The sequence below is a fragment of the Sorangiineae bacterium MSr12523 genome, from assembly GCA_037157775.1.
GTDB lineage: Bacteria > Myxococcota_A > Polyangia > Polyangiales > Polyangiaceae > Pendulispora > Pendulispora brunnea.
In genome coordinates this window covers 10,578,610-10,601,044 of record CP089982.1, presented here as the reverse complement: position 1 = coordinate 10,601,044, position 22,435 = coordinate 10,578,610, and the positions used below count along the sequence as shown (strand labels likewise).

Annotated in this window: 21 protein-coding genes; 13 read left to right on the top strand and 8 right to left on the bottom strand. The window is 64.6% G+C overall.

What is annotated here, in order from left to right:
- Positions 1-24 precede the first annotated feature (24 nt).
- The 3 genes from LZC95_41710 (at position 25) to LZC95_41700 (ending at position 2,623) form a co-directional block, all read left to right on the top strand.
- Positions 25-972, top strand: a complete 948-nt coding sequence (locus LZC95_41710) for an ADP-ribosylglycohydrolase family protein (protein ID WXA92955.1) — start codon at positions 25-27, stop codon at positions 970-972.
- Positions 973-979: 7 nt separating this feature from the next.
- Positions 980-1,492, top strand: a complete 513-nt coding sequence (locus LZC95_41705; protein ID WXA92954.1) for an endonuclease V — start codon at positions 980-982, stop codon at positions 1,490-1,492.
- 192 nt (positions 1,493-1,684) lie between these two features.
- A complete protein-coding gene (locus LZC95_41700; GenBank protein ID WXA92953.1) occupies positions 1,685-2,623 on the top strand; it encodes a matrixin family metalloprotease in 939 nt (312 codons plus the stop codon).
- On the opposite strand, the gene LZC95_41695 is transcribed toward LZC95_41700, so the two are convergent.
- On the bottom strand, positions 2,620-3,477 hold the full coding sequence (locus LZC95_41695) for a LysR family transcriptional regulator (protein ID WXA92952.1): 858 nt from the start codon (positions 3,475-3,477) through the stop codon (positions 2,620-2,622). The genes LZC95_41700 and LZC95_41695 overlap by 4 nt on opposite strands.
- Before the next feature lie 79 nt (positions 3,478-3,556).
- Here LZC95_41695 and LZC95_41690 point away from each other — a divergent pair, with 79 nt between their 5' ends.
- Entirely contained in the window at positions 3,557-4,492 is a 936-nt protein-coding gene (locus LZC95_41690) for an NUDIX domain-containing protein (GenBank protein WXA92951.1), read from the top strand.
- Between the two features lie 38 nt (positions 4,493-4,530).
- On the opposite strand, the gene LZC95_41685 is transcribed toward LZC95_41690, so the two are convergent.
- Complete coding sequence (locus LZC95_41685; protein ID WXA92950.1) at positions 4,531-5,073, bottom strand: RNA 2'-phosphotransferase; 543 nt, start codon at positions 5,071-5,073, stop codon at positions 4,531-4,533.
- Positions 5,074-5,215: 142 nt separating this feature from the next.
- Between LZC95_41685 and LZC95_41680 the strand changes: the two genes are divergently transcribed.
- The 6 genes from LZC95_41680 (at position 5,216) to LZC95_41655 (ending at position 12,895) form a co-directional block, all read left to right on the top strand.
- Complete coding sequence (locus tag LZC95_41680) at positions 5,216-7,030, top strand: right-handed parallel beta-helix repeat-containing protein (GenBank protein WXA92949.1); 1,815 nt, start codon at positions 5,216-5,218, stop codon at positions 7,028-7,030.
- Between the two features lie 120 nt (positions 7,031-7,150).
- Positions 7,151-7,573, top strand: a complete 423-nt coding sequence (locus tag LZC95_41675) for a GFA family protein (protein ID WXA92948.1) — start codon at positions 7,151-7,153, stop codon at positions 7,571-7,573.
- A 376-nt stretch (positions 7,574-7,949) separates the two neighbouring features.
- Positions 7,950-8,513: a hypothetical protein gene (locus LZC95_41670; protein WXA92947.1), complete on the top strand. Its 564-nt coding sequence runs from the start codon at positions 7,950-7,952 to the stop codon at positions 8,511-8,513.
- Positions 8,514-8,560: 47 nt separating this feature from the next.
- Positions 8,561-10,357 carry a hypothetical protein gene (locus tag LZC95_41665; protein WXA92946.1) on the top strand — a complete coding sequence of 599 codons (1,797 nt, stop codon included), beginning with the start codon at positions 8,561-8,563 and terminating at the stop codon, positions 10,355-10,357.
- The gene (locus tag LZC95_41660) at positions 10,354-11,892 is read left to right on the top strand and encodes a serine/threonine protein kinase (GenBank protein WXA92945.1); all 1,539 of its coding nucleotides are present in this window, start codon (positions 10,354-10,356) and stop codon (positions 11,890-11,892) included. The genes LZC95_41665 and LZC95_41660 overlap by 4 nt, the downstream gene beginning before the upstream one ends.
- Before the next feature lie 40 nt (positions 11,893-11,932).
- Positions 11,933-12,895, top strand: coding sequence for a quinone oxidoreductase (locus tag LZC95_41655; protein ID WXA92944.1), 963 nt, complete (start codon positions 11,933-11,935; stop codon positions 12,893-12,895).
- A 127-nt stretch (positions 12,896-13,022) separates the two neighbouring features.
- On the opposite strand, the gene LZC95_41650 is transcribed toward LZC95_41655, so the two are convergent.
- Positions 13,023-13,664: a DUF6151 family protein gene (locus LZC95_41650; GenBank protein WXA92943.1), complete on the bottom strand. Its 642-nt coding sequence runs from the start codon at positions 13,662-13,664 to the stop codon at positions 13,023-13,025.
- A 62-nt stretch (positions 13,665-13,726) separates the two neighbouring features.
- On the opposite strand from LZC95_41650, the gene LZC95_41645 reads away from it, so the two are divergent.
- Entirely contained in the window at positions 13,727-14,446 is a 720-nt protein-coding gene (locus LZC95_41645; GenBank protein ID WXA92942.1) for an SDR family oxidoreductase, read from the top strand.
- Here the strand turns inward: LZC95_41645 and LZC95_41640 are convergent.
- On the bottom strand, positions 14,443-15,612 hold the full coding sequence (locus LZC95_41640) for an MFS transporter (protein ID WXA92941.1): 1,170 nt from the start codon (positions 15,610-15,612) through the stop codon (positions 14,443-14,445). The genes LZC95_41645 and LZC95_41640 overlap by 4 nt on opposite strands.
- A gap of 40 nt (positions 15,613-15,652) precedes the next feature.
- Positions 15,653-16,807, bottom strand: a complete 1,155-nt coding sequence (locus LZC95_41635; protein WXA92940.1) for a phage capsid protein — start codon at positions 16,805-16,807, stop codon at positions 15,653-15,655.
- Between the two features lie 47 nt (positions 16,808-16,854).
- On the opposite strand from LZC95_41635, the gene LZC95_41630 reads away from it, so the two are divergent.
- Both LZC95_41630 and LZC95_41625 read left to right on the top strand, forming a co-directional pair.
- Positions 16,855-17,754, top strand: coding sequence for a DMT family transporter (locus LZC95_41630; GenBank protein ID WXA92939.1), 900 nt, complete (start codon positions 16,855-16,857; stop codon positions 17,752-17,754).
- A 6-nt stretch (positions 17,755-17,760) separates the two neighbouring features.
- Entirely contained in the window at positions 17,761-19,092 is a 1,332-nt protein-coding gene (locus tag LZC95_41625) for a serine/threonine protein kinase (GenBank protein WXA92938.1), read from the top strand.
- A 31-nt stretch (positions 19,093-19,123) separates the two neighbouring features.
- Here LZC95_41625 and LZC95_41620 read toward each other — a convergent pair whose 3' ends face one another.
- Genes LZC95_41620 through LZC95_41610 form a run of 3 tightly spaced genes read right to left on the bottom strand, consistent with a single transcriptional unit; the run spans position 19,124 to position 22,434 of the window.
- On the bottom strand, positions 19,124-20,542 hold the full coding sequence (locus LZC95_41620; protein ID WXA92937.1) for a diaminobutyrate--2-oxoglutarate transaminase family protein: 1,419 nt from the start codon (positions 20,540-20,542) through the stop codon (positions 19,124-19,126).
- 12 nt (positions 20,543-20,554) lie between these two features.
- Entirely contained in the window at positions 20,555-21,946 is a 1,392-nt protein-coding gene (locus tag LZC95_41615; GenBank protein WXA92936.1) for an FAD-binding oxidoreductase, read from the bottom strand.
- Positions 21,943-22,434 (bottom strand): hypothetical protein, encoded by a 492-nt coding sequence (locus LZC95_41610; protein ID WXA92935.1) that lies wholly within the window; start codon positions 22,432-22,434, stop codon positions 21,943-21,945. Before LZC95_41610 ends, LZC95_41615 begins: the two co-directional genes overlap by 4 nt.
- Position 22,435 lies beyond the last annotated feature (1 nt).

The window sequence follows — 22,435 nt, the reverse complement described above, 5'->3', positions numbered from 1 at the left end:
CTGCACGCCGTGGTTCGTCACGGCATGGAGAATCATTTCCAATTGCGCTCGCGATTCCGCGGCGCCTTTCTCGGTTGTCTGCTCGGGGATGCGCTCGGCCGGCTGTTCGAGATGATGTCAGGAAACGATTCGCGCCTCGCGCCCGCCTTGGACGCGAGGCTCGCCGGCAAGGGCCCTTGGTTCTATTCGGACGATACCCAAATGATGATGTCCGTGGCGGAATCCATCGTTCGCACGGGTCGGGTCTCCGCGATGGACATTCTCGCTACGCTGGCCGCGAATTATGAGCCCACGCGCGGATACGGAAGCGGCATGCGGCGCGCATTGGAGGCATTTCGAAGTGGCCGCGGTGTGGGCTTCTCGTCATGGGCCGAAGGTTCGAAGGGAAACGGTGCGGCAGTGCGCGGGGTGCCCATTGCATGCGCCTACCACGATGACATGGAGAGCCTTGCGGCGTTTGCCGAAGAAGCGGCGGGGATCACGCATGCGCATCCGCTCGGGCGCGGCGGCGCTGTGGCTATGGCCATTGCACTCGGGGCGGTGCTCGCCCGCGAGCCGGTGTCGAGCCTCCTGGCGCGGGTCACGCAAGCGCGCGCGGTGGCAGGGACGATTCTCGCCACGAAAATCGAGAACGCATGGCAGCTCGCACGCGAGCAAGCCGACGGCCGAACAGCGGCATCGGCCCTCGGGAATGGCATTGTCGCCGAAGACTCCGTTCCACTCGCATTCTTTTGCTTTTTGCGATGGGCCCCCCATTTCGACGACGTCGTGAAAAATGCCATCTTGGCAGGTGGCGATACCGACACCATCGCCGCGATGGCGGGCGCCCTCTGCGGTGCGCAAGTGGGTGAAGAGGGGCTCCCCGCAACGTGGCTGGGACGGGTCGAGCGCGGTCCGAAGGGAATCGAAGCCGTGAAAGAGCTGGCCGATGGTGTTTTCGCGCTATGGGAAAAGCGTGCTCTTGCCAGATGATGGAATCATGTTTTGTGCGGTGGATGTTCAGTACGAAAACGGAATTGCCCGTGCCGCGTGCGTGCAATTTCAGGAATGGACGAGTGTGGCGTCCGCTGCCGAGCATGTCGTGGAGGTTGCGGAGGTGGCGCCATACGTGCCGGGCGAGTTTTTCAAGCGGGAGTTACCGCCGCTCCTGCGTGTGCTCGAGGCAGCGGGTGCGCTTCCGACTCTCGTGATCGTCGACGGATACGTGTGGCTCGATACCGCCGGGCGTCCCGGTCTGGGGGCACACTTGCATGAAGCGTTGGGCGGGCGTGTGGCGGTGGTGGGCGTGGCCAAGACGGCATTTCGAGGCGAAACGGGGGCAGCCCAGGTGCTGCGCGGTGAGAGCGCGAAGCCCTTGCTCGTGAGCGCCGTCGGCATCCCGCTCGACGAGGCCGCTGACGGCGTTCGGCGCATGGCCGGTGACCATCGCATACCGGCGCTCCTCAAACGCGTCGACCACCTCGCACGGGGGCTGCTGGGCGCAGGGGCTTAGCTGCGCGATGGGGGAGGGAGGTTACGGGGGATTCGCAATTCGCGAATCGCGAATCCATGGCAACCCCCTCGACGCATCGCTAGGCGATGCGGGCGCGGCTATGCGAAAAATCGTTGCCGGTCACAAAAGCGCGACGTGGCGGCCACTCCATCGGGTGACGGCGGTGCCGTCGACTTCATGGAACTTAGGACGATGCTTGTGATCGTGGCGCTGGCAGGCGCCATGTTGGGGCGCATTTCGCATGCGCACGGATTTTGTCGGACGATGACGGGCCGTGAGGCCAACGATCCGCCCGGCACGAATCGGTGTGCCGGATGGAATGAGCGGGAGCAGCGTGCGTGTTGCCCGCATGGCAAGCCGCTCTACTGGAAGAATGCCTGCATCGGGTACAGCCTGCAGAAGGACGCGAGTCGCCAAGTGTCCCTGAGCGACGCGGAACGCGTCTTCGCGCGCGCGTTCGAGACCTGGACGAAAACCACCTGCTCGACCGATGCCGCCTCGCGCGTGAGCATTCAGGTCAGTTACTTGGGCCCGGTCGAGTGTGGGACCGTTGGATACAATTCCGATGGGCCGAATCAAAACGTCATCGTGTTTCGCGACGGCTCGTGGGACCACATGGATGCAACGAATACGCTCGGTCTCACCACCGTGCGTTACGATCCCAGCACGGGCGAAATGTTCGACGCCGACATGGAAATCAACGCCTACCAACGGCGCCCATTGTCCATTGCCGACTCCCTACCGTCGGGCGCGGTGGACCTACCGAGCATTGCCACGCACGAGGCCGGGCACGTTCTCGGATTTGCGCATTCCTCCGCGGAAGATGCCACCATGTTTGCCGCGTATCGGGCCATGACCATGCGCGATTTGTCGTCGGACGACACATCGGGCATCTGCGGCGTGTACAAGCCGGACCAGAATCGCGTGACGGCGGCCGGCCCGCTTTTGGCCGACGCCTGCGATCCGACGCCCCGACACGGCTACACGAGTGCATGCGTATCCGGAGGATCCTCCGGGGGAGGTGGATGCTCCGTCCCCGGCGACGATTCATCGCAGACACCGCCGCCGCTCGCACTGGGCCTCTCCGCATTGAGCCTCGTACTCTTGCGTCGCCTGCGGACCTGCGACTAGCGCGGAATGGTCTCGACGACGAGCTTGCGCATCGCCTCCACACCGCGGTGGCCAAAGTCCGGGCGGTGGAGCAGCCAGTAGATGGCTGCGGGCGCACCCTCGAGGCGGATGCCGAGCAGGCCTTTGGGCACGGGGCAGAAGTCGTTCACCACGGTGAGCCCTATCCCGTAGCGCGCGAACTGCAGCATGGGCTCCCACCCGGTGGCCTCCACGGCGACCTGCGGCTCGAGACCGTGCTCGCGCAAAAGGTGCTCCAGCATCGTGCGGTGCGGGCTTCCCTCGGGCGCCACCACCAGCCGCTCCCCCGCGAGATCGCTTGGGCGCAGCATGCGGCGCTTGGCGAGCCGGTGGGACGCGGGGAGCACCACCATCTGACCCACGGAGCAAAGGCGCGTGCATGCGAGATCCGACGGGGGATGCTCCAGCACGACCACGCCAAGGTGCGCCTTCGCCTCGCGCACGGCCTCGAGGGCTTGCGGCGTATTCATCGACAGCAGACGAAGCGGCCACGCCTCTTTTGGAAAACGACGAATGGCCGGCCCGAGCAAATAGAGAAATGCTCCCTGTCCTGCGGCCAGAACCACCGGCCCCGACGAAGACTGTCCGCGCAGCTCCTCCAAAACCGAACGACCGCGTTCCTGGACTTCACGCCCGTGCGCCGCAAGCCGTTTCCCCTCCGGTGTGAGGACCAATGCCTTTCCGTTACGGCGATAAAGAGGACGCCCCACCGCCTCGGTCAGCTTCTTGATCTGAACATGCAGCGCAGGCTGCGAAATGTGCAGCTGTTTTGCGGCATGCGTGAAGTTCAAGTGCTCGGCGAACACCACGAACGAGAAGAGCCATTCGTAATCCATCTCGAACTATAATGTCACACTATAGTTCATAAGAACATACTAGTTCCAGTAGAGCCCTGCGCTGCGTAGGTTCTCGTGCATGGAACGCATATCGAACAATGTACACTTCGTAGAAACCTATCAACGGCTGGCGCGCGTGCAGCTCAATCCGCGCCGGCACACTGCCGCCAATGCTCTGGTGCACTCGGAGGCGGTGGCGGCCCGGGCCAAGGCCCTGGCGAAGGCCAATGGCTGCACCGAGCGCGAAATCTGCTTGCTCGAGGACTTGGGGCGCGCCCACGACATCGGCAAAGTTACCGGCACCGCGCGGCCCGAGCGCTCGCTGGAGGTCTTGCGCGGCTGCGGCGTCTCGGATCCCGAGTTTCTCGCCCTCGTCCGATGGCACGACACCAGCCTCCCCTGGTACCGCTCCAGCACGAAGGGGCAACCGCCCTCCGAAAAGGCATGGCGCCGCCTCGCATCCGAGGTCGACCTGCGGCTGCTCTCCATCTTCATGGTCTCCGACCGAGTCGATGCCCCGGCGGGTTGGCGCAAGAACGCCCCCACCTCGTGGTTTCTCGAGCAGGTGCGCACCCGCGGATGGATTCCCGATTTGGTCTTGGACCTGCCTGATCAACCCAGCGAGATCAGCGCCGGCGGCGCCCTCGTTCATGAAGGCGAGGCCCTCGTGATTCGCGTGCGCGCCGACCAATACGAACTTCCCAAGGGCGGCATCGAGTGGGACGAGCTGCCCTCCGATGCTGCCGTTCGCGAGACGCGGGAGGAGGCGGGCATCGAGTCCGCACTTCGGGTCGACGGAGAGCTGGCCCATGTCGACTATGTCGTTGGCGACGGGTCACGGCAACACGTCAAGCGCGTTCGCTATTTCGCATTGCGCGCGGCGGCGCCCCTTCGATTCACGGCCCTCTCGCACCGCACGCGTGAGAGGCGCTGGATTGCCGCGCGTGACGTGGAGGAGCTCCCGTTGATCAACGACGCGCTTCGCCCGATCCTTCGGGCGGCAACGCGTGCATGACGCTCGTCAGGTTCTTGCTCGAAGATCGCCGCGTCGAGTTACCACTCGATGTAATCCTGCGGAACGGATTCCGTGAGCCACACGCCGTTGTCCGAGCGAAAAAAGACATGGCCATCCCGATGCATCCGCCCCGCGGCGATGCGGAGCACCACCGGCTTCCCGCGGCGCATGCCGACATGGCGCGCGGTCTCGATGTCCGCCGAAAGGTGCACGTGGTGCCGGTTCATCTTTTGCAGGCCGCCCGCGCGAATCGCGTCCACGCTGCTGGTCACGGTACCGTGAAAGAGCACTTCCGGTGGATCCACCGGCATATAGCCGAGATCGACCTCGATCGAGTGCCCCTGGTTCGCGCGCACGCGCCGGCCGTCCTCGCTGATGGCGTAGCGTTGCTTCGCGCTCGTGGCCACGATGGTCTCCAGCGTTTCGCGCGAGATGGGCTTTCCGTGCGCCCGGCATCGCTCGAGGAGCTGATCGATCTCGGCCCACCCGTTGCTATCGAGCACGACCCCGATCGACCCCGGCGCGTGGCGCAACACGTAACTCAGGAATTTGCTCATTTCCGTGAGCGATCGAGATGCCATCGCTTCAATCTTGTCGGTCGTTCAGTGGATCGTGTCAACGGATGGTTGACACGCCACCGCCCCGCGCACCCGTAGCGCCCCCGCGACGCACGAGGTCTGCAGATTGCACTGCACCCGGTGCATGATTCGAATCGCCGTTTTCATGGGGAGCATTCTCGGATGCTCCGCATGCGACGAGGCGAGCACGACGAACGAGCGCATACCCTCGAGTCCCCAGGAGATTGCTTTCGCGCCCGTCTATGCGAGGCCCGCACCGCCCACGGCGTATTACGAGCCTCCCGCGGCCCACGTCCTTTACGTCGCAACGAACGGAAATGACGCTTCGGGCACGGGCGCGGCCGCATCGCCGTACCAGACGCTGGGAAAGGCGCTTCAAGTCGCCAACGGCAAGCCGGCGGGTCCCACATGGACCATCGTCATGCGCGGCGGCACGTACCGCGAAGGGCAGCTCACCGTCACCCGCAACGACATCACCATTCAGCGCTACAAAAGCGAAGTCGTCTACCTCCTCGGGAGCACGGCTTTGGCTGGTTTTTCCGGCTCCGGCCCGTACACCCTCACCGTGACATCGGTCGACACGGCACCGCTCGAGCAGAGTTGCGCGGACGATTCTCTTTTGGGCGGTACCGGCCGGCATTATGGTTCGGAATCGCCGTTTGCCCTCTTTCGAGATGGCATTCCGCTCCAGCGCGTGAGCCAAGCCGTCGTGCCGGCGAGCGGCCAATACACCTACGATCCAGCGTACAACGTGGTGACCTTGGCCGACCCTCCGAGCCAAATCGAGCTCGCGAGCAAGCTGTTTGCCATCATGAGCAAGGCCTCCAACGTCAAAATCGCCGGGCTCGACATCGAGGGGTACGCCACCTGCGTGGTCCATTGGAAAAAGGTGGTCGGCGGCCATTCGTATTACAACTCGCCCATTGTCTTTTACAAAGACGCCGAGTCCGAGTCGGGGGGCGTGCTGGAAAACTCCACCGTTGCCAACAATGCGGCGGGCGGCGTCATGGTGGCACGGGCGCACCACGTACGCATCTCTGGGAACACCATCGTCAACAACGGATGGACCGGTGTGTATGGCAGCGACTCCGACGATCTTACCGTTTACGATAACTCGATTTCGTACAACAACGTGCGCCGCTGGGACAACTCGGGTCGCGCGGGAATGAACGTGACGCACGGCCTGCGCGGGGTCATCTTCAACAACGTGTTCGAACGCAACGCCTCGTCGGGCTTCTGGTGCGACCAAGGCTGCGGAACCAACGATGCGAACCAGCCCTACGTCATTGCCCGCAACGTGCTCCGGTACAACGAGAAAAACGGCATCTTGTACGAAGTATCCCACGATGCGGTCATCGCTTCGAACGTCGCTCACGACAATGGGGAATCGGGTATTGCCCTCTCCGGTTCGCGCAGCATCGATATCTGGAACAACACGGCCGTCGATAACAACGCGGCCGATGTGAGCATCGTGGACGATTCTCGTTGCGTCGAAGGCGACACATTGCCGGGCGGCAAAATCTGCAGTACGGCCACCGGCACACCGCTCCAACCGAACAACCCGGACCATTGTGAACCGCGCTCGAACGGCGCGCTTGCCAACACGTGCAACGCCGAGAACGTGAGGCTGGTGAACAACATTTTGTCCGGATCGGGCGGCGCGCGGTCCGTGCTCACCGTCGTAGACGGCGGCAAAAGTGCGTACGGTGCCGCCCGCGTCGTCGCACGCGACGAGTTCCAAGTGTACGAGGACAACTCGCTCGAGCGCACCGATGGCGCGGTTCATCCCTTTTTCGTGGATCGTGCACGGAAGAACTTCGCGCAGAACACGGCAAGCCCCACGGTCTGGGGCCGTGGCGCGCCTCTTCCAACCACCGTTCTGAAAGCCATTTACTGGCCGTCCACCTCACCGGCGCAGCCGAGCGCACGCATTGGCGCAGTTGCATGGGCGGCGCGCTGACGGTACTCGTTCCAATGTGGAGCGAAAGGGCGGCCCCGTCAAAACTGACACAAGGCTGACAGTGGCGGCGGCTACCTTCTTCTCGTCCACCACTTACGAGATACGAGAAAGGAAGCCATCATGAGCGAAGCGCAGAGCCAACCCACCAAGCATGCCGGCGGCTGTCATTGCGGAGCCGTTCGCTTCGAAGTCGACATCGATTTGGCCCAGGGCGTCAGCCGTTGCAATTGTAGCTGGTGCACCAAGCGAAGCGGCACCACGGCCATCGTGAAGCCGAATGCGTTTCGGCTCCTCTCGGGTGAGGGCAGCCTGGGCGATTATTCCTGGGGCGGCAAAACCGGGAATTTCCGCTTCTGCAAGCATTGCGGGGTCCACGCATTCGGAACTGGAAATCTCGAGGTTCTGGGCGGCGCGTACGTGGGAGTCAACGTCAATTGCCTCGACGGCATCGACCCCAATGCATTGAAGGTCGTGTACTTCGACGGCCGCCACGACAATTGGATGGCCGGTCCGCGCGATACGCCCTGGCCGGTCAACGCCTGACGCATCACTCGATGCCCACGACGGGGCGAGGTACGACGCCCATCGCCTCGGCCAACGGCCTCTCGAATCCGGTACCGCCCGAGACAGCCTACCACGATGCGGTCTTATCGAAGGATTGCTTCCACAACGGAATTGTCACTTCCGCCCACGGTGTGCGGTCCACATGCCGCGCATGGCCGGAACGACGAGAAAGCCGCAACACGTTTCGAGCTGGCGCGTCCCTTGCCGAGAGCACGGCTTCATTCGGGCGATCTCGGAGATCGCATCAGTCGATCTGCGGGATCGCACCTTGGTTTGCGGAATTCGACGGCATTTCGGGGCCGCGCCCTCGGGAACGGACTCTGCTTAGCAGGACCGTTCGAGGAGGTTTTCATTCATGACCCGAGCAACGCTTGCAACTTTGGCCATTGCGGCCCTCGCGACCACCGTATGGGCGAATCCCGCGCACGCGGAGACGCGGCACACGGTAACGGCACAAGATGTTTACGTGCGCTCCGCCGCGGGCTCGTATGCCATGGGCCGGCTCTACAACGGGCAGACGTTCGATGTGCAATACACGGATAGCAACGGCTGGTCCTACGGTTACGCCTATGGCTACGTGAATCGCTGCGTATGGGTCCAGCGCTCCGCTCTTTCGTCGAGCCAGGGAGACGGCGTGCACAACTGCCGCACGAGCCCGAAGAACCTCTACGATTATGAATTCACCAACGGCGAAATCTGGGGAAGCGCGTCCGATGGAATGGAATACATCCTTCCGCGTGACACGTATATGTGGGACAATTGGTCGTGGGGCAATGCCTGGGGTAATCACAATTACCGCGGCATCGCGCCCGCGGGATCGTGTTTCAAGATCCGATATACGACGAACGACGGCGGCGGTGTGATGGCACGCCCCTGCGGCGTCTCCGACTGGTTCTTCATCCAGCGCGGCGCGCTCTAACGCGTCGCTGGTAGAGCCATCTCGCTTCGTGCGAGGATGGCCTGCGCGTGACCGAACGATCGCCGAAGCTCGACATCGCCGTAGCCGTAGCCGTGATTGCCCAGCAGGTGGCGGGCAAGGTGGCGCGCGATTCGATGTTCCTCGCGCGCTTTCCGGCCACCTCGCTGCCCACGGTGATCGGGGCCTCGGCGGTTCTGTCGCTCTTGGCGGTGTCGATGACGTCGCGTCTCATGGCGCGAAAGGGGCCGGGGCGGTTCGTGCCGCTCCTGTTCGCGCTCAATGCGCTCGCGTTCGTGGTCGAGTGGGCTCTCGCGCCCTCGTTTTCGGGCGTGAGCGCGGCGGCGATTTACGTGCACACGTCGGTCGCAGGCGGGCTCTTGATCAGCGGCTTCTGGTCGATCGTGAACGAGCGGTTCGATCCGCACGTCGCCCGCCGCAACATCATTCGCATCACGACGGGAGCCACCCTGGGCGGGTTGATCGGTGGCTTCGCCTCGAAACGGATCGCCGAGGTATTCGAACCGCGGGCGATCCTGCTCATGCTCGCCGCGGTGAGCGCGCTGTGCGTTTGGGGCGTGGCGGTGCTGGGGCGCTCGTTGCCGCGACCGGCGGAGACGAGCCCGCCCGGCTCTTTTCGCAGCGGGCTCCAGCCTCTGGTCGAGCGCCCGTACCTGCGGCGCGTGCTCGCCATGGTGGTGGTCGTTGCGCTGTTCGAGCTGTTCCTCGATTGCGCACTGAAGACGGCGGCCGAGACCACGTTGCACGAAGCGCGCGCGCTCGTCGCGTTTTTCGCGCTGTTTCACACTGCGGTCGGCGTTCTCACCTTCGTGGTGCAGGTCGCGCTGAGCGGCGTCTTCCTCGAGCGGCTCGGGCTGGGGGCCACGTTGGCGATCCTTCCGGCCAGCGTCGTCCTCGCGTCGCTCGTTGCGGCGGGGGCCTCCACGCTTTCGCTCATTGCCGTGGCGGCGGGGCTCGAAGCCGCGCTGGCGAGCTCGCTGTTCCGTTCGGCATACGAGATCCTCTTCACGCCGGTGCCGGCGCACCGCAAGCGCGCCCTCAAGGTCGTCGTCGACGTGGCCGTGCCTCGGCTGGGAACGATGCTGGGCAGTGTCGCGGTGGTTGTCGTCGTCGCGGCGACGCTGCAAATTAGCACGGTGCTCTTGTTCGGTGCCTCGGCTCTCGGTGTTCTCGGGGTGACGTACGGCATCAGCCTGCACCGCATGTACGTTGCCGAGCTGGCCACCAGCCTGCAGCTCGGCATCGTCAAAATGACGGAGAAGGATGCGCGCGACACCACCACCCGTCACACCATCATGTCCACCATGGCACTCGACCGGGCGCGCTTGCTCGCACAAATCGAGGTTCTGCGCCGCGGTGACGAGGAGCCCGCACCGAGCCGGGACGGCGCACGCGACAAACGCGATGCCGAGGCGCTCCTTGCCGGTTTGGACAAGGGCGACGACTTCGATGCCTGTTATGCCAATGCCCGTGCCCTCGCGGCCATCTGCGCAACGAACCCCGCACTGACGCCATCGCACGATCGCGTTCTCGAACTCGCGCGTGCGGCGTTGTCGGTCGACGATGCGACGTGGCGCGCCCGCCGCCATCTGCACTCGGACGCACGCGTCCGCGAGGGCATGCACCGAGGGCTCGAGTATGTCTTCACCTTGCTCGGGCTCGCACTGGATCGCGGCATCATCAAAGGCTGCCTCGCCGCCTTCAACGGGCCCGATCGGCGGTTGCGCGGAACGGCGCTCGAATACCTGGAAAATGCACTGCCGAACGACGTCGCATTGCTCTTGCGCGAGCGCATCCAGCGGATGCACGAGGAGGAGTCGTCGTGAACGATTCTCTCATCGGGCAATCGCTCTCGGCGCGGGTGGCCTTGTTCGGCGCGGCGTGGACGGGCGTGTCCTTGTTCGGTGTGCTCGTGCACCTGACGACGACGTTGATCCTCGGTTCGCCAAAGGAGCTCGTCGAGCCGTCGTTTGCGATTCAGGGGATCGTCTGCGTCATTCCCGGCGCCATGTGGCTGCTATGCCGTACTCCGCGGAATGCGTCGTTCGCGCGCCTCGTGGAGGCCGTGGGGCTCGTCGCGGGGGCCGTGACCATATCGTACATGTGCCGGTTGCTCGCGCACGAGACGACGCCAGCGACCGAGGGCGTCCCTGCTCGATTCGGGGCCTTGCTCGTTGGCGTGGCGTACGACGGATTCGCCACCATCGGGGTCTACGCTTCGGCGGTGATGTTCACGCTGCGCTCGGCGCTCGTGCCGAGTCGCACACGGCATACCCTCTTGCTCGGCCTGGCGATGGGCGCGGGCATCGTGCTCGTCTTCGCGTACTTCGCCCCGCTCGGGCCCGACGGCCCCCGCCAGGTCAGCGTGGGCGTCTCCACGATGTCACTCTGGCTGCTCGTCGTGGCGGTGTGCGCCGTGCTTTCGGCCACCATTTACGGCCTGCATCAGGAGATCCGCGAGGCGCGGCAGCTCGGCCAGTACACACTCGACGAGAAGATCGGCGAGGGCGGTATGGGCATCGTCTACCGCGCGCACCACGCGATGTTGCGCCGCCCCACGGCCATCAAACTTTTGCCGCACGACCGCGTGGGCGACGAGGCCATTCAACGCTTCGAGCGCGAAGTGCAATTGACGGCGGAGTTGACCCACCCCAATACGATTACCGTTTACGATTATGGCCGCACCCCGGATGGCGTCTTTTATTACGCCATGGAATTGCTCGATGGTGCGACTGTGCAAGCGCTGGTCGACACCACCGGCGCGCAGCCGCCCGCGCGGGTCGTCCATGTTTTGCGCATGGTGGCGGGGGCGCTCGCCGAAGCCCACGGGCGCGGCCTCATTCACCGCGACATCAAGCCGGCAAACGTCATATTGAGTGAGCGCGGTGGCACGCCCGACGTGGCCACCGTGCTCGATTTCGGCCTGGCGCGGGATCTCGCGAACGGTGAGGATCACGGTCTCACCTTCGACGGAAAAATCATGGGCACCCCGATGTACCTTGCACCCGAGGTCATCAAAAAGGCCAATGCCGCGGACGCGCGCTCGGACATTTATGCGCTCGGTGCCGTCGCGTATTTCATGCTCACGGGCCACCCCGTGTTCGAGGCGAGCACCATCGTGGAAGTATGCAGCCACCACCTGCACAGCCCGGTGATGCCGCTTTCGCAACGCCTCGGAGCATCCATTCCTGCGGAGCTGGATGCGCTGATCGTACAGTGCTTGGCCAAAGAGCCCGAAGGCCGTCCGCAAAGTGCGCGCGCGCTGGCCGAGGCCCTGGCCGCCATCGATCTCGCGGCGTGGACGGAGAGCGATGCACGCGCCTGGTGGGACGCCCATGGCGCCCGGGTGAAGGCGCGCTGAGGGCTTGCCATGGCGCGGGCGCTGTGCGCATCGTGCAGGCATGAAGGCGCTTTGTTTCGACCGATTTGGCGGCCCCGAGGTGTTGTACCTGCGTGAGGTGGCGGATCCCGTGGGCAAGCCCGGACACGCCGTCGTGCGGCTATCGGCCATCGGCCTCAATTTCGCCGATGTGTATCGGCGCAAAGGCAATTACCACCTCACGGGGGCGCCGCCGTACATCAATGGATACGAAGGGGCGGGCGTCATCGAATCGCTGGGGGATTCCGATTCGGACTTCGAGGTTGGGGACGCCGTTGGATTCGCGGATAGTCCGTATGCCAATGCGGAACGCGTATTGGTGCCGCTCGAAAAATTGATTCCGCTGCCGCCCGCGGTCGATGCCGAAACAGCTGCGGCGTTGTTGCTGCAGGGGCTTTCGGCGCAATACCTGGCGGCGGACAGCCATCGCATTCTCCCCGGCGAAACGGTGGCCGTGCATGCGGCGGCCGGTGGGGTGGGCCTGCTGCTGATCCAGATTGCAAAGTTGCAAGGTGCACGCGTTCTCGGGCTGACGTCGTCCGAATCGAAGCGTGCCGCGGCACTCGAAGCGGGCGCCGACCAGGTCGTTCTTTATGACGAGAATTGGCCCGAGGCCGCAAAACGATTTGCGGGTGGAGGCGTGGACGTCATTTACGATTCGGTGGGGTCGACCCTACTTTCGAGCTTCGAGGCCGTCCGCACCGGGGGCCACGTCGTCTTTTTCGGCATGGCGGGCGGCGATCCTCCGGCCATCGATCCGCGCATGCTGATGGATACGTCGAAATCGCTCACCGGCGGCGATCTATGGAACGTGCTCCGCTCGCACGCCGAACGTGTGCGCCGCGCCAACGAGCTTTTCACCTGGGTGCGCGAGGGCCGTCTTCGCGTGCGCATCGCAGCGCGTTATCCACTCGCAAAGGGCGCAGAGGCGCACGCTTTCCTGGAAAGCCGCGGGAGCATCGGCAAAGTTCTACTTATTCCATGAATCGAGTTCGCTAGCGCGCAACATCGTCACGTTGCGCGCCGGCGAGAAGGTCCGCTGGGCATTCGAGCATTGGGACGACGCCGGAACGGTCACGATTCGCGAAGTACCGTGACCGTCCGGATGCCGTTCACGTTGCGTGCGTTGCCGTCGGGTGCGGACCGCAGTGCGGGCGCAATGCATCGCGCTCGGCGGTGGAGAGCGTGGTGACGGGCCACCTGGTGTCTCCGGTGGCTCGATCGAAGAAGGGATGCGGCCACGCTTGCCCGCGCAAACGCCAGCCTGCGATCGAGCGGAGCGCGCGCAAGAGAACGCGCAGATTCAACTTGTTGGACCCTTCGGGCGCGGTGCCGACGGCGAACTTCCCGAGGATGCCACCGAGCGGCTTGCCGAAAATCTCGTCGGCGTTGCCCTCGAAGCCCTGCACGACCATCCCGATGAAGGGGACCGCCGGGCGCAGCGTATTGCCGACCGGCGTCTGGCAGCAGCTCGCGTACCAGCGATAAAGGCCTTTCGGCGTGAGTCGCACGCCCACGATGCGCTCTGCGCCTCGCTCGAACGTGACCGATGCGGGGGCGACCTGCACGATATCCGTGCCGCCGTGTTCATCGAGGAGATCGGCCCGACCGATGTGGTGAAGGTAGGCTTGGCAGTCGTCGCAATAGCAAACAATGCGGCTCACCGTTCGTGGTGAGGCGTTGGTCAGGCGCCCCTGAACCTCACCGCAACGACAGCGTAAGATGGCCTCTCGGCCCGAGATCGTCCCATTCATGGGATGCAGCATACCAACAATCGCCGTGGTGCCTCGAGGTTTGCGGGATTACGAATTTCGCCATGGACCTAACGAATCGTACCGTTGTCGTTTTGGGCGGTGGCTCTGGCATTGGGCTCGGCATCGCTCGCGCTGCACTCGCAAATGGTGCCCGCATCGTTCTCGGTGGGCGCACCCGCGAGAAACTCGACCGCGCTCTGGAGTCGCTCGATGCGAAAGAACGCGGCCGCTGCATTTCCGTCGACATCACGCGGGAGGCCGACGTCGTCCGTCTCTTCGAAAGCGTGCCCGATGTCGACCATGTCGTGGTGACCGCCGCCGTGCTCGCGTATCAACCCATCCGCGAATTCGATATGGAGGCTGCCCGCCGTACCATCGACTCCAAAATCGTCGCCGCGCTCCTCATTGCCAAACATGGCGGTGCGCGCCTGCGTCCCGGTGGATCCATCACCTTCACCACGGGGGTTGCCACCGATCGACCGTCGCCGGGAGGAGCCGTGGTCGGCGCCGTGAACGGTGCCATCGATTGCTTCATCCGCGGCGCGGCCAGCGAGCTGGCGCCCATCCGCGTGAACGCGCTATCGCCGGGCTGGGTCGATACGGAGCTCTGGGACACCATGGGCACGGACAAAGCTTCCCGATTCGCGGCCATGGCGCAGCGGCTTCCCACGGGCCGCATCGGCACACCCGACGATCTGGGTCACGCGGCCGTCTTCCTCATGACGAACGGCTTCACCACCGGCACTGTGCTCCACGTCGACGGTGGTCACCGTTTCGTCTAGCCCACCGTGGCCTTCCGGCCGCCGTTCCAGGCGCCCCAAGCCATGGGGATGACCACGGTGAGGAGCGCGACGAGCGACACCGACCAACTCGGGCTCACGTCGCGAAGGGCGCCGAGCACGAAGGGACCGGCGGAGCCAATGAGGTAGCCAATCGATTGCACGGTGCCGGACAATCCGCGGGCGACCTCCGGGGTGCGCGACCGCAGTACGATGAGCGCGAATGCAAGGCTGATCGATGCACCTTGGGCGAGGCCCAAGACGCTGGCCCAAAGGAGATAGGAACCGGGCGCGAACAGCAATCCTGCGATGCCCACGGCCCATGCCGCGGCGATGCTCGAGGCGAGTCCGCGCTGATCGGAGACGCGCGCGGCGAGCGACGGCATGACGAGCGCCGTGCCAATGCCCAATATATTGAATATTGCAAGAGCGCCTCCCGCACGGGCCGCGGACACCCCTTCGTCTTGCAGCAAGGCCGGCAGCCACGTGAGGACAGCGAAATACGTGAGCGACTGCGAGCCCATGAAGATGGACAGGCCCCATGTCACCTTGCTGCGCAGGACGGACACGGAGCCTGTGGCCGCGGCGGGCGGCCGATGCGGAACCCGCAGCGCGGGGAGCCACACGAGGAGTGCGAGCACCTCCGGCACGGTCCACGCGGCGAGCGAGCCGCGCCAGCCGATGCCATCGTGGTGGGCCAGCGGTGCGCTGATGGCCGAGGCGATGGCCGCACCGCCGATGAGCGCGCCGGTGTAGATGCCGGTGACGAGCCCCTGCTTCGCGTCGAAGTGCTGCTTGATCACACTGGGAACGAGGACGTTGCCCACGGTGATGGCGGCGCCGATGACGATGGTGCCGGCAAAGAGCAACGGCGCGGTCCATATCCGTGCGGCGCTGCCCACGGCCATGGCCAGCATGGCCAACACCAGCGCTCGCTCGCTGCCGATGCGACGGCCCAGCGCCGCGGCCACCGTCGACAGCCCGCCGAAGCAAAGCAACGGCAGCGAAGTCAGCAATCCACCGGCACTGCGCGAGAGACCGAGATCTGCGCGCATCTCCGGCAGCAGCGGCGCGACACCCGCAATGGGCGCGCGCAGATTCACCGCGACGAGAACCACGCCAAGCAAGGTGAGCGCAATTCTCGAGGCAGGGTGCTTCGCGGTGGGCATTCCGCCCTTCATAGGGGCAGAGATTGCCGCTAGCCAGCGCTCACGGACGACGCAGCACGCGCTGATTTCCCGCGAAGGCGTCGATGGTCACGATGACATCGTTGGACCCGCGCTCGAAGAGGCCTGGCGTGTAGTTCGCCGAGGTCTGCGTCCAGATGGCGCTGGGCGCCGACCATGTCTCGAAGTTGGTCGTCGTGCTCACGTAACCAATGTGGCAATTCCGCTGATCGGGCGGTGTGCTCGACGCGTCGGGCGCGCTGCCTTTGTCTTCGTCGGTGCAGAAGGCGACGCCCACGGGCCCGTTGCCCACGCGGATCGCATGGGGCGCGTACGCATTGTAGCGACGGCCGCTCGCCGCATGCACGGGTGCCTGGTAGGGGGTGCGGCGCAGGGCATCGTCCCAGGTTCGGCCGCCGTCCCACGATTGCGTCGCGTGAAGCACGTTGGCGCGCACGCCGCCCGTTGGAAAGGGCTCCACGCCCTCGACGACGGCCATGAGCCGATCGCCACCGAGTTGCACGACGGTGGGCATGCCTTCGCGGGAGAGCGCGCCCGACGCTTTTTCACGCGAGACGGTGACGGTGCCGTAAGCATTCCACGCGCCGCCAATGCCACGGCGCCCTTGCATGGCAATCCATTGGTGCCCGGGAAAGCCGCCCGCCGCCGCGAGCTCCTCGGAATCGTAATACATCTGCAAATCGCCGTTTTCGCGAAGGAACAGAAATGGCGCACCCACGAAGCGCGACACCGGCCCGGCGACGGTGCTGTCGTAGGCCCAGCCATCGCCGTCGTCGTCGCTGCGGGCCACCGTAATGCGAAATTGGCCGCCCGCGTGCTCGCGGAACGCGCAAAAGATGGTGCGCGTTCCCGGTACGCGAAGCATGGTGACGTCACCGAAATCCACCGACGCGTTGTTCGCGACGGACCCGCGGCGAAACCAGCTGGCACCCTCGTTGGTGCTGGCCCACGTTTCAATCTCGTGCCCCGAACTTCGTGGCCCGAGCAGCATTCCGTCCGCACGGCGCACGATGCTGCGGATGGGCGCGGCTCCTCCCGCTTGCAACACCGCCCAATTCGGCCCTTGCAGTGCGGCCCCGCGGGATGCGGCGGACTCTGCATCGCCTGCATCGCCGGCCGTGCAGCCTGCGAGAAACGCCATTGTCGCGAAGGACCAAGGGACGGAGAAAGCGTTCATGGCGTGGTCATGATACCCTCCTTCGCCTTTGGAAACGATGTCGGACCATGAGTGAGAGTGTCGCGGTAAAGATGGTGCCTTGGCGCATCAACCCTTGGGAGATGGCGCTGATTGCAGTGACGGCGGTTTGGGGGTGGACCTTCGTCACCGTCCACGATGCGATTGTGGTCTTCCCGGTCTCCGCGTTTCTTTCCTATCGCTTCACGACGGCTGCCGTTCTTCTGGCCTTGGCGCTTTCTCCGACATTGCGCCGGCTCACACGCAAAGAGCTTTTGGGCGGCGTGGGCGCGGGAGTGGCATTGTTTGCCGGGTATGCCTTTCAGACGGCGGGCCTTGGCTCGACGACGCCATCCAACGCAGCATTCATTACCGGGTTGGCGGTGGTCTTTACGCCGCTATTGTCTTTCTTGCTATTTCGATTGCGGCCGCATCGGAAACAGATTTGGGGCGCATGCCTCGCGGCGATAGGTCTGGCACTTCTCACGATGCAAGGGCTCGAAGTGCATCGCGGCGACGCCCTGGTCCTCGCATGCGCCATGGCCTTTGCGCTGCACATCCTCATTTTGAGCCGGGTGAGTCCGGGGGCGCATCCAGGGCGGCTAACCTTCGTTCAACTCGCGACCGTGGGATTTCTAGGTACCGTTTGGGCCGCCGGGGCGAACGAGATGATGGTCCCCCGCAGCGCGCACGTATGGCTCGCGCTTCTCGTCACGGCGGTCGTGGCTTCGTCGCTGGCCTATTTCGTACAGACGAAGGCGCAGGCGACGACGCCGCCGAATCGGGTAGCGTTGATTTTGACCTTGGAGCCCGTATTCGGTGGCATGTTTGGCTATTGGCTTGCCGGTGATCGATTGACGCGAATGAATCTCGTGGGGGCAGGGCTCATTCTCGCCGCCATTCTCGTGACGGAGATGCGGTCCTCGGGCGACGTCGGTGATGTAGGATAGAAGTGCGTGGCAGATCTTCCCAAAATCGGTGACGTTCTCGCATCGAAGTACCGCGTGGAGCGGGTGCTCGGCTCGGGCGCCATGGGGATCGTGGTGGCCGCACGCCACGAGCAGCTTGGATCGCTGGTGGCGCTCAAGTTCATGCACGGCGATGCCTTCAAGGTCAAAGGCTCCGCCGCCCGTTTCGTGCGGGAGGCGCGTGCGGCTGCGCGATTGCGCAGCGAGCATGTGGCACGTGTGGGCGATTTTGGCACGCTCGAATCGGGGGCGCCGTACATCGTGATGGAGTTCCTGGAGGGCGCCGACCTGGATGCGGTGCTCAAGCAGCGCGGGCCGCTCCCCATCGGCGAGGTGGCCGCGTACATGATGGACGTGTGCAAAGCGATGGACGAGGCGCACGCCGCCGACATCGTGCATCGCGATATCAAGCCGAAAAACCTGTTTCTCACGCATCGGCACGATGGGACGCCTTTGATCAAGGTGCTCGACTTCGGCATTTCCAAGTTGTTGGATCGCGGTGGCGACGACGCCGACGTGACGGCCACCGATACGGGGTCGATTCTCGGGTCGCCGGCCTTCATGTCGCCCGAGCAGATTCGCAGCTCGAAGCACGTGGATGCGCGAGCGGACATTTATGCGATTGGCGCGACGATATTTCAACTTGCGACCAACGCGTATCCTTATGAATCGAGTTCGGTCGGGGAATTGTTCGCGGCGGTGCTTTACAAGCCGCATCGCTCGCTGCGGGAACTTCGGCCGGATGCGCCGGAGGCACTCGAGGCCTTGGTCGCGCGGTGTTTGAAGAAGGAGCCCTCGCAACGGTATGCGACGGCGCGCGCGCTGATGGCAGCGCTTGCGCCGCTCGCAGAAGGCGCGCAGGTGCACAGCACGGGAGACCGGCCTGCACGTGGCGGCGGAGAGAAGCCCCTTGTCGACAGCGATGCCGGTATCGATAGCACGTTGCTCGCTACGCAAGCGACGAGCACGCGGCGCGATTCCCGGGAGCGCCGTTCGTCATCGACGGGGACCATTGCGACATGCCTCGCACTGATTGCGGTGGTGGCCTTGGGCGCGGGTATTCTTCTGCAAAAGCGACGGCACGCCTCCATGCCGCCTTCGGAAGTGGCGACGGCCGAGGTCGAACGCCCCGACGCGGCGAGCCCTCCCGCGAGCATGGCGCCTCCACAGGTGAGCCTCGAGGCACCCTCCGCATCGAGCGCGCCGCCTCCGAAAGGGCCCACGAAGATCCCCCCGAAGTCACCCCGCGCAAAACCCGCGAAGCCCACCGCATCGAGCGCCCCCAGCGCAACCCCCGACGTGTTCGGCACGCCGGAGTGATCTTCACGACGTCGAAGCTGGTCGCGGTGCTTCATAATCGCAGCAGTTTGACCTCCGTCGACCGTCGGCGGCCATGGGGCACGTGGCGCGGGTCGTCGCTGGCTTCTTTGAGGGCTTGGGCAAGAATGGTGACGGCTTCGTCGATTTCGTCGAGGGAGACGTTGAGGGGCGGGAGCATGCGCAGAACGGCGCCGTAACGGCCGCCGTTTTCAAGAATGAGGCCGTTGCGCAGGCAACGATGCTTGAGCGCGAGCGCCATTTCGCGATTGGCAGGATGGCTGCCGATGGCGTCGGGCCGTGCGGTGGGATCGACGATTTCGAGTCCCCACATCAGGCCGCGACCGCGCACGTCGCCGATGATGGAATATTGTGCGGCCAGCTCGGCCAGGCGGCCGCCGAGGTATTCGCCTTTGGCCTGCGCGGCGGTGACCAATTGTTCGTCGCGGATGACGTCGAGGCATGCGGTCCCGGCCGCCATCGCGATTTGATTGCCGCGGAACGTGCCGGCGTGGGCACCGGATTGCCATACATCGTATTTCTTGTCGTAAACCACCAGGGACATGGGGAATCCGCCGCCGATGGCCTTGGAGATGACGATGGCATCTGGCTCGATGCCCGCGGCGTCGAAGGCGAACATCGTTCCCGTGCGGCCGATTCCCGTTTGCACCTCGTCGATGACCAGGGGAATGTCCAATCGCGCGGTGATCTGACGGAGACCGCGCAGCCAATCGACGTTCGCGGGAATCACGCCGCCCTCTCCTTGAATGACCTCCACGACCATGGCGGCAGGGTGGGGGATCCCGCTTTCCGGATCGGTCAGCGCGCGCTCGATGTAGGCGAGTGACACTTGCGACGTCAGCTTCCCGCCCAAGCCGAATGGACAACGGTACGCATACGGAAATGGCATGAAGTAGACATCGGGCATCAGCGAAGCGACGTGCCGCTTGGCCGAAAGGTTTCCCGTCAGCGCCAGCGCTCCCGCGGTCATTCCGTGGTAGGCGCCGTGAAAGGCAATCACCGAGCGGCGTCCGGTGGCCGTCTTGAACAGCTTGAGTGCTGCCTCGATGGCGTCCGCCCCCGTCGGGCCGCAAAACTGCACCCGCGCGCGGCTCGCCCACGGCGACGGCAAGCACTCCAAAAGCCGCGTCAGGAAATCGTGTTTTGCCGGCGTGGTAATATCGAGCACCTGCATCACGTGCCCACTTTGCAAAAAGCGCTGTATGCGCTCCAGGACGGCGGGATGATTGTGCCCCGTGGCCAGCGTGCCGGCGCACATCAGGAAATCCAAATAACGGCGCCCGGCGGTGTCGAATACCGCCGTTCCTTCACCGCGCTCGATGACCACATCGATGGAGTTTGCATACGTGCGGGCGCCGGATTCGTGCGAACGGACGAATTCGTACATCGATGCGCCCGGGTCGATGACGGCATTGGCTTCCAATGTATTCATGATGGTCCCTCGTTAGAAATAACGGCATCTCCCCACGACGTGCTGCGGATCCAGCGCCGTTTGCACCGCCGCGCTCGTGGCGCGCTCGGACGGCGAGGTAAGCTTTCGGTAATAGGCCATGTTGATTGGACCGAGCCCGTGCTCGGCGCTGAAGCTTCCGCCGTGCGCCATGACGCGCTCGTAAATCGCCGAGCGCAGCGCAATCTGGCGCATGGACGGATAGTCCGCCGCGCACGCATGCGGAATGGCTACGATCACGTGGCAGCCGCCATCGCCGAAGTGCCCGAATTCGTAACGGCGCAACCGCGGGTGGGTCCGATCGAGCCATCCACCGAGATCGCGCAGAAAGGGGACAAGTGCATCCCGTGAAAAGGACACGTCGAACGTGAGCGGCACGGCCTCGCGGACCGCCGCCAAGGGCAAACTATCGCGGATGCGCCAAAAGCGGTCCGCCGCGCCCAGCGCCGCGTCGACCACGCGCCCATCGGCGGACAGCGCTTGCAATGTCTCGAGGCCGCGCTGCTCGAACATCGCGCCGAGTCCAGGCATGGCGCTCGCCACCTCGATGAGCGCAAAACAGGGCGCGCACGTTGGCGACAGCGGCATAGATAGCGCAGGAAAGGCCTCGAGCACCGCACGAAGCGCGTCGGCGGCCATGATCTCGAAGGAGCCGAGCAACTCACCGAACGCGGACTCGAACTCGGGTAGCGCCTCCGCGGCGGATTCGTAATCGCGAAAGGCGGCAAACATGGAAAGCCGCGACTTTTCCACGCGCGCAAGTGCCAGGGATGCTGCGGTGACGATGCCCAGGGTGCCGTTTCCGCCGACGAAGAGCTGCTTCAGATCGAGTCCAGTGTTGTTCTTCCGCAGTGGCCTCGCCATGTCCAGCACCGTGCCCGCGGCATCGGGCAACACCACTTCGAGCCCGAGCACGTTGCGGCGTACGTCGCCATATTTGAGAAGACGGCTGCCTCCGGCGTTGGTGGCCAGAAGGCCGCCCACCGTGGGATCTGCCCCGATGTCGATGGGGAAGTGCAAATCGCGTTCTTCGGCGAATCGATTCAACTCCGACAAACGCAGACCGGATTCCACGGTGATGCTGCGATTGACCGCACTGAAGGCGCGCACCCGCGACATTCGCGAAAACGATACGGTGCATTGCCGGCCCGATGCATCGGCCACCGCCCCGCCCACGAGCCCCGTGCGATTGCCTTGGGGCACCAATGTCACGCGATGCCGATACGCCACTTGGACGAGCCGCTGCACCTCCTCCCGCGACGACGGCAACGCCACCGCGGCGGCCTTGCCGCGCATCTCCAGGATATCCGATTCGTAGGGAGCGCACGCCTCGCCCGTGACCATCGGAACGACGGCGCGCGCCTCTTCGAAAAATGCCGCGCTCATGCCGCCGACACCCGCTTTCGGAGTGCCCCCTGCACCAGCACCAGGCCGATGACCGGCAGCACATTGCCCACGAACGGAATATCGTGCGCCAGCAGGGCGAAGACCGCAGCGGCAGCCGTCGCGCCCACCATGAGCATCGCCAACTTTCGTTCGTGAACACTGCGTGGTGGCGAAATCGCGGCCGCCGCGAGGCTCACGGCGAGCACGCACCCGAGGGCCGCCGCCGCACCCAGCTTTGCGCCCCAGAGGAGAATCGCCTGGGGATACACCAGGGCCAGGATGCCGCCGATGAGCAAATACAAATCAACGCCCATCGCAATGGCATGATCCCGGTGCTTCGACAAAAGCCAAATCCCGTGAACCAGGGCAAGTCCGCCGCCAAACATGTATGCCGTGTCCCAGCCCTCGTCGCCCGCGGCGAGGCGCGCGTAAAGAAGAAATACGATGGCCGGGGCGAAGAACGATGCGTGGGTGAAATACGATTTCATG

Bases quoted from the DNA above. Each gene is read 5' to 3' on its own strand.
- LZC95_41710 (WXA92955.1), top strand. From the start codon at position 25: ATGGAGAATCATTTCCAATTGCGCTCGCGATTCCGCGGCGCCTTTCTC.
- LZC95_41705 (WXA92954.1), top strand. From the start codon at position 980: ATGTTTTGTGCGGTGGATGTTCAGTACGAAAACGGAATTGCCCGTGCC.
- LZC95_41700 (WXA92953.1), top strand. From the start codon at position 1,685: ATGCTTGTGATCGTGGCGCTGGCAGGCGCCATGTTGGGGCGCATTTCG.
- LZC95_41695 (WXA92952.1), bottom strand. From the start codon at position 3,477: ATGGATTACGAATGGCTCTTCTCGTTCGTGGTGTTCGCCGAGCACTTG.
- LZC95_41690 (WXA92951.1), top strand. From the start codon at position 3,557: ATGGAACGCATATCGAACAATGTACACTTCGTAGAAACCTATCAACGG.
- LZC95_41685 (WXA92950.1), bottom strand. From the start codon at position 5,073: ATGGCATCTCGATCGCTCACGGAAATGAGCAAATTCCTGAGTTACGTG.
- LZC95_41680 (WXA92949.1), top strand. From the start codon at position 5,216: ATGGGGAGCATTCTCGGATGCTCCGCATGCGACGAGGCGAGCACGACG.
- LZC95_41675 (WXA92948.1), top strand. From the start codon at position 7,151: ATGAGCGAAGCGCAGAGCCAACCCACCAAGCATGCCGGCGGCTGTCAT.
- LZC95_41670 (WXA92947.1), top strand. From the start codon at position 7,950: ATGACCCGAGCAACGCTTGCAACTTTGGCCATTGCGGCCCTCGCGACC.
- LZC95_41655 (WXA92944.1), top strand. From the start codon at position 11,933: ATGAAGGCGCTTTGTTTCGACCGATTTGGCGGCCCCGAGGTGTTGTAC.
- LZC95_41650 (WXA92943.1), bottom strand. From the start codon at position 13,664: ATGAATGGGACGATCTCGGGCCGAGAGGCCATCTTACGCTGTCGTTGC.
- LZC95_41645 (WXA92942.1), top strand. From the start codon at position 13,727: ATGGACCTAACGAATCGTACCGTTGTCGTTTTGGGCGGTGGCTCTGGC.
- LZC95_41640 (WXA92941.1), bottom strand. From the start codon at position 15,612: ATGCCCACCGCGAAGCACCCTGCCTCGAGAATTGCGCTCACCTTGCTT.
- LZC95_41635 (WXA92940.1), bottom strand. From the start codon at position 16,807: ATGAACGCTTTCTCCGTCCCTTGGTCCTTCGCGACAATGGCGTTTCTC.
- LZC95_41630 (WXA92939.1), top strand. From the start codon at position 16,855: ATGAGTGAGAGTGTCGCGGTAAAGATGGTGCCTTGGCGCATCAACCCT.
- LZC95_41620 (WXA92937.1), bottom strand. From the start codon at position 20,542: ATGAATACATTGGAAGCCAATGCCGTCATCGACCCGGGCGCATCGATG.
- LZC95_41615 (WXA92936.1), bottom strand. From the start codon at position 21,946: ATGAGCGCGGCATTTTTCGAAGAGGCGCGCGCCGTCGTTCCGATGGTC.
- LZC95_41610 (WXA92935.1), bottom strand. From the start codon at position 22,434: ATGAAATCGTATTTCACCCACGCATCGTTCTTCGCCCCGGCCATCGTA.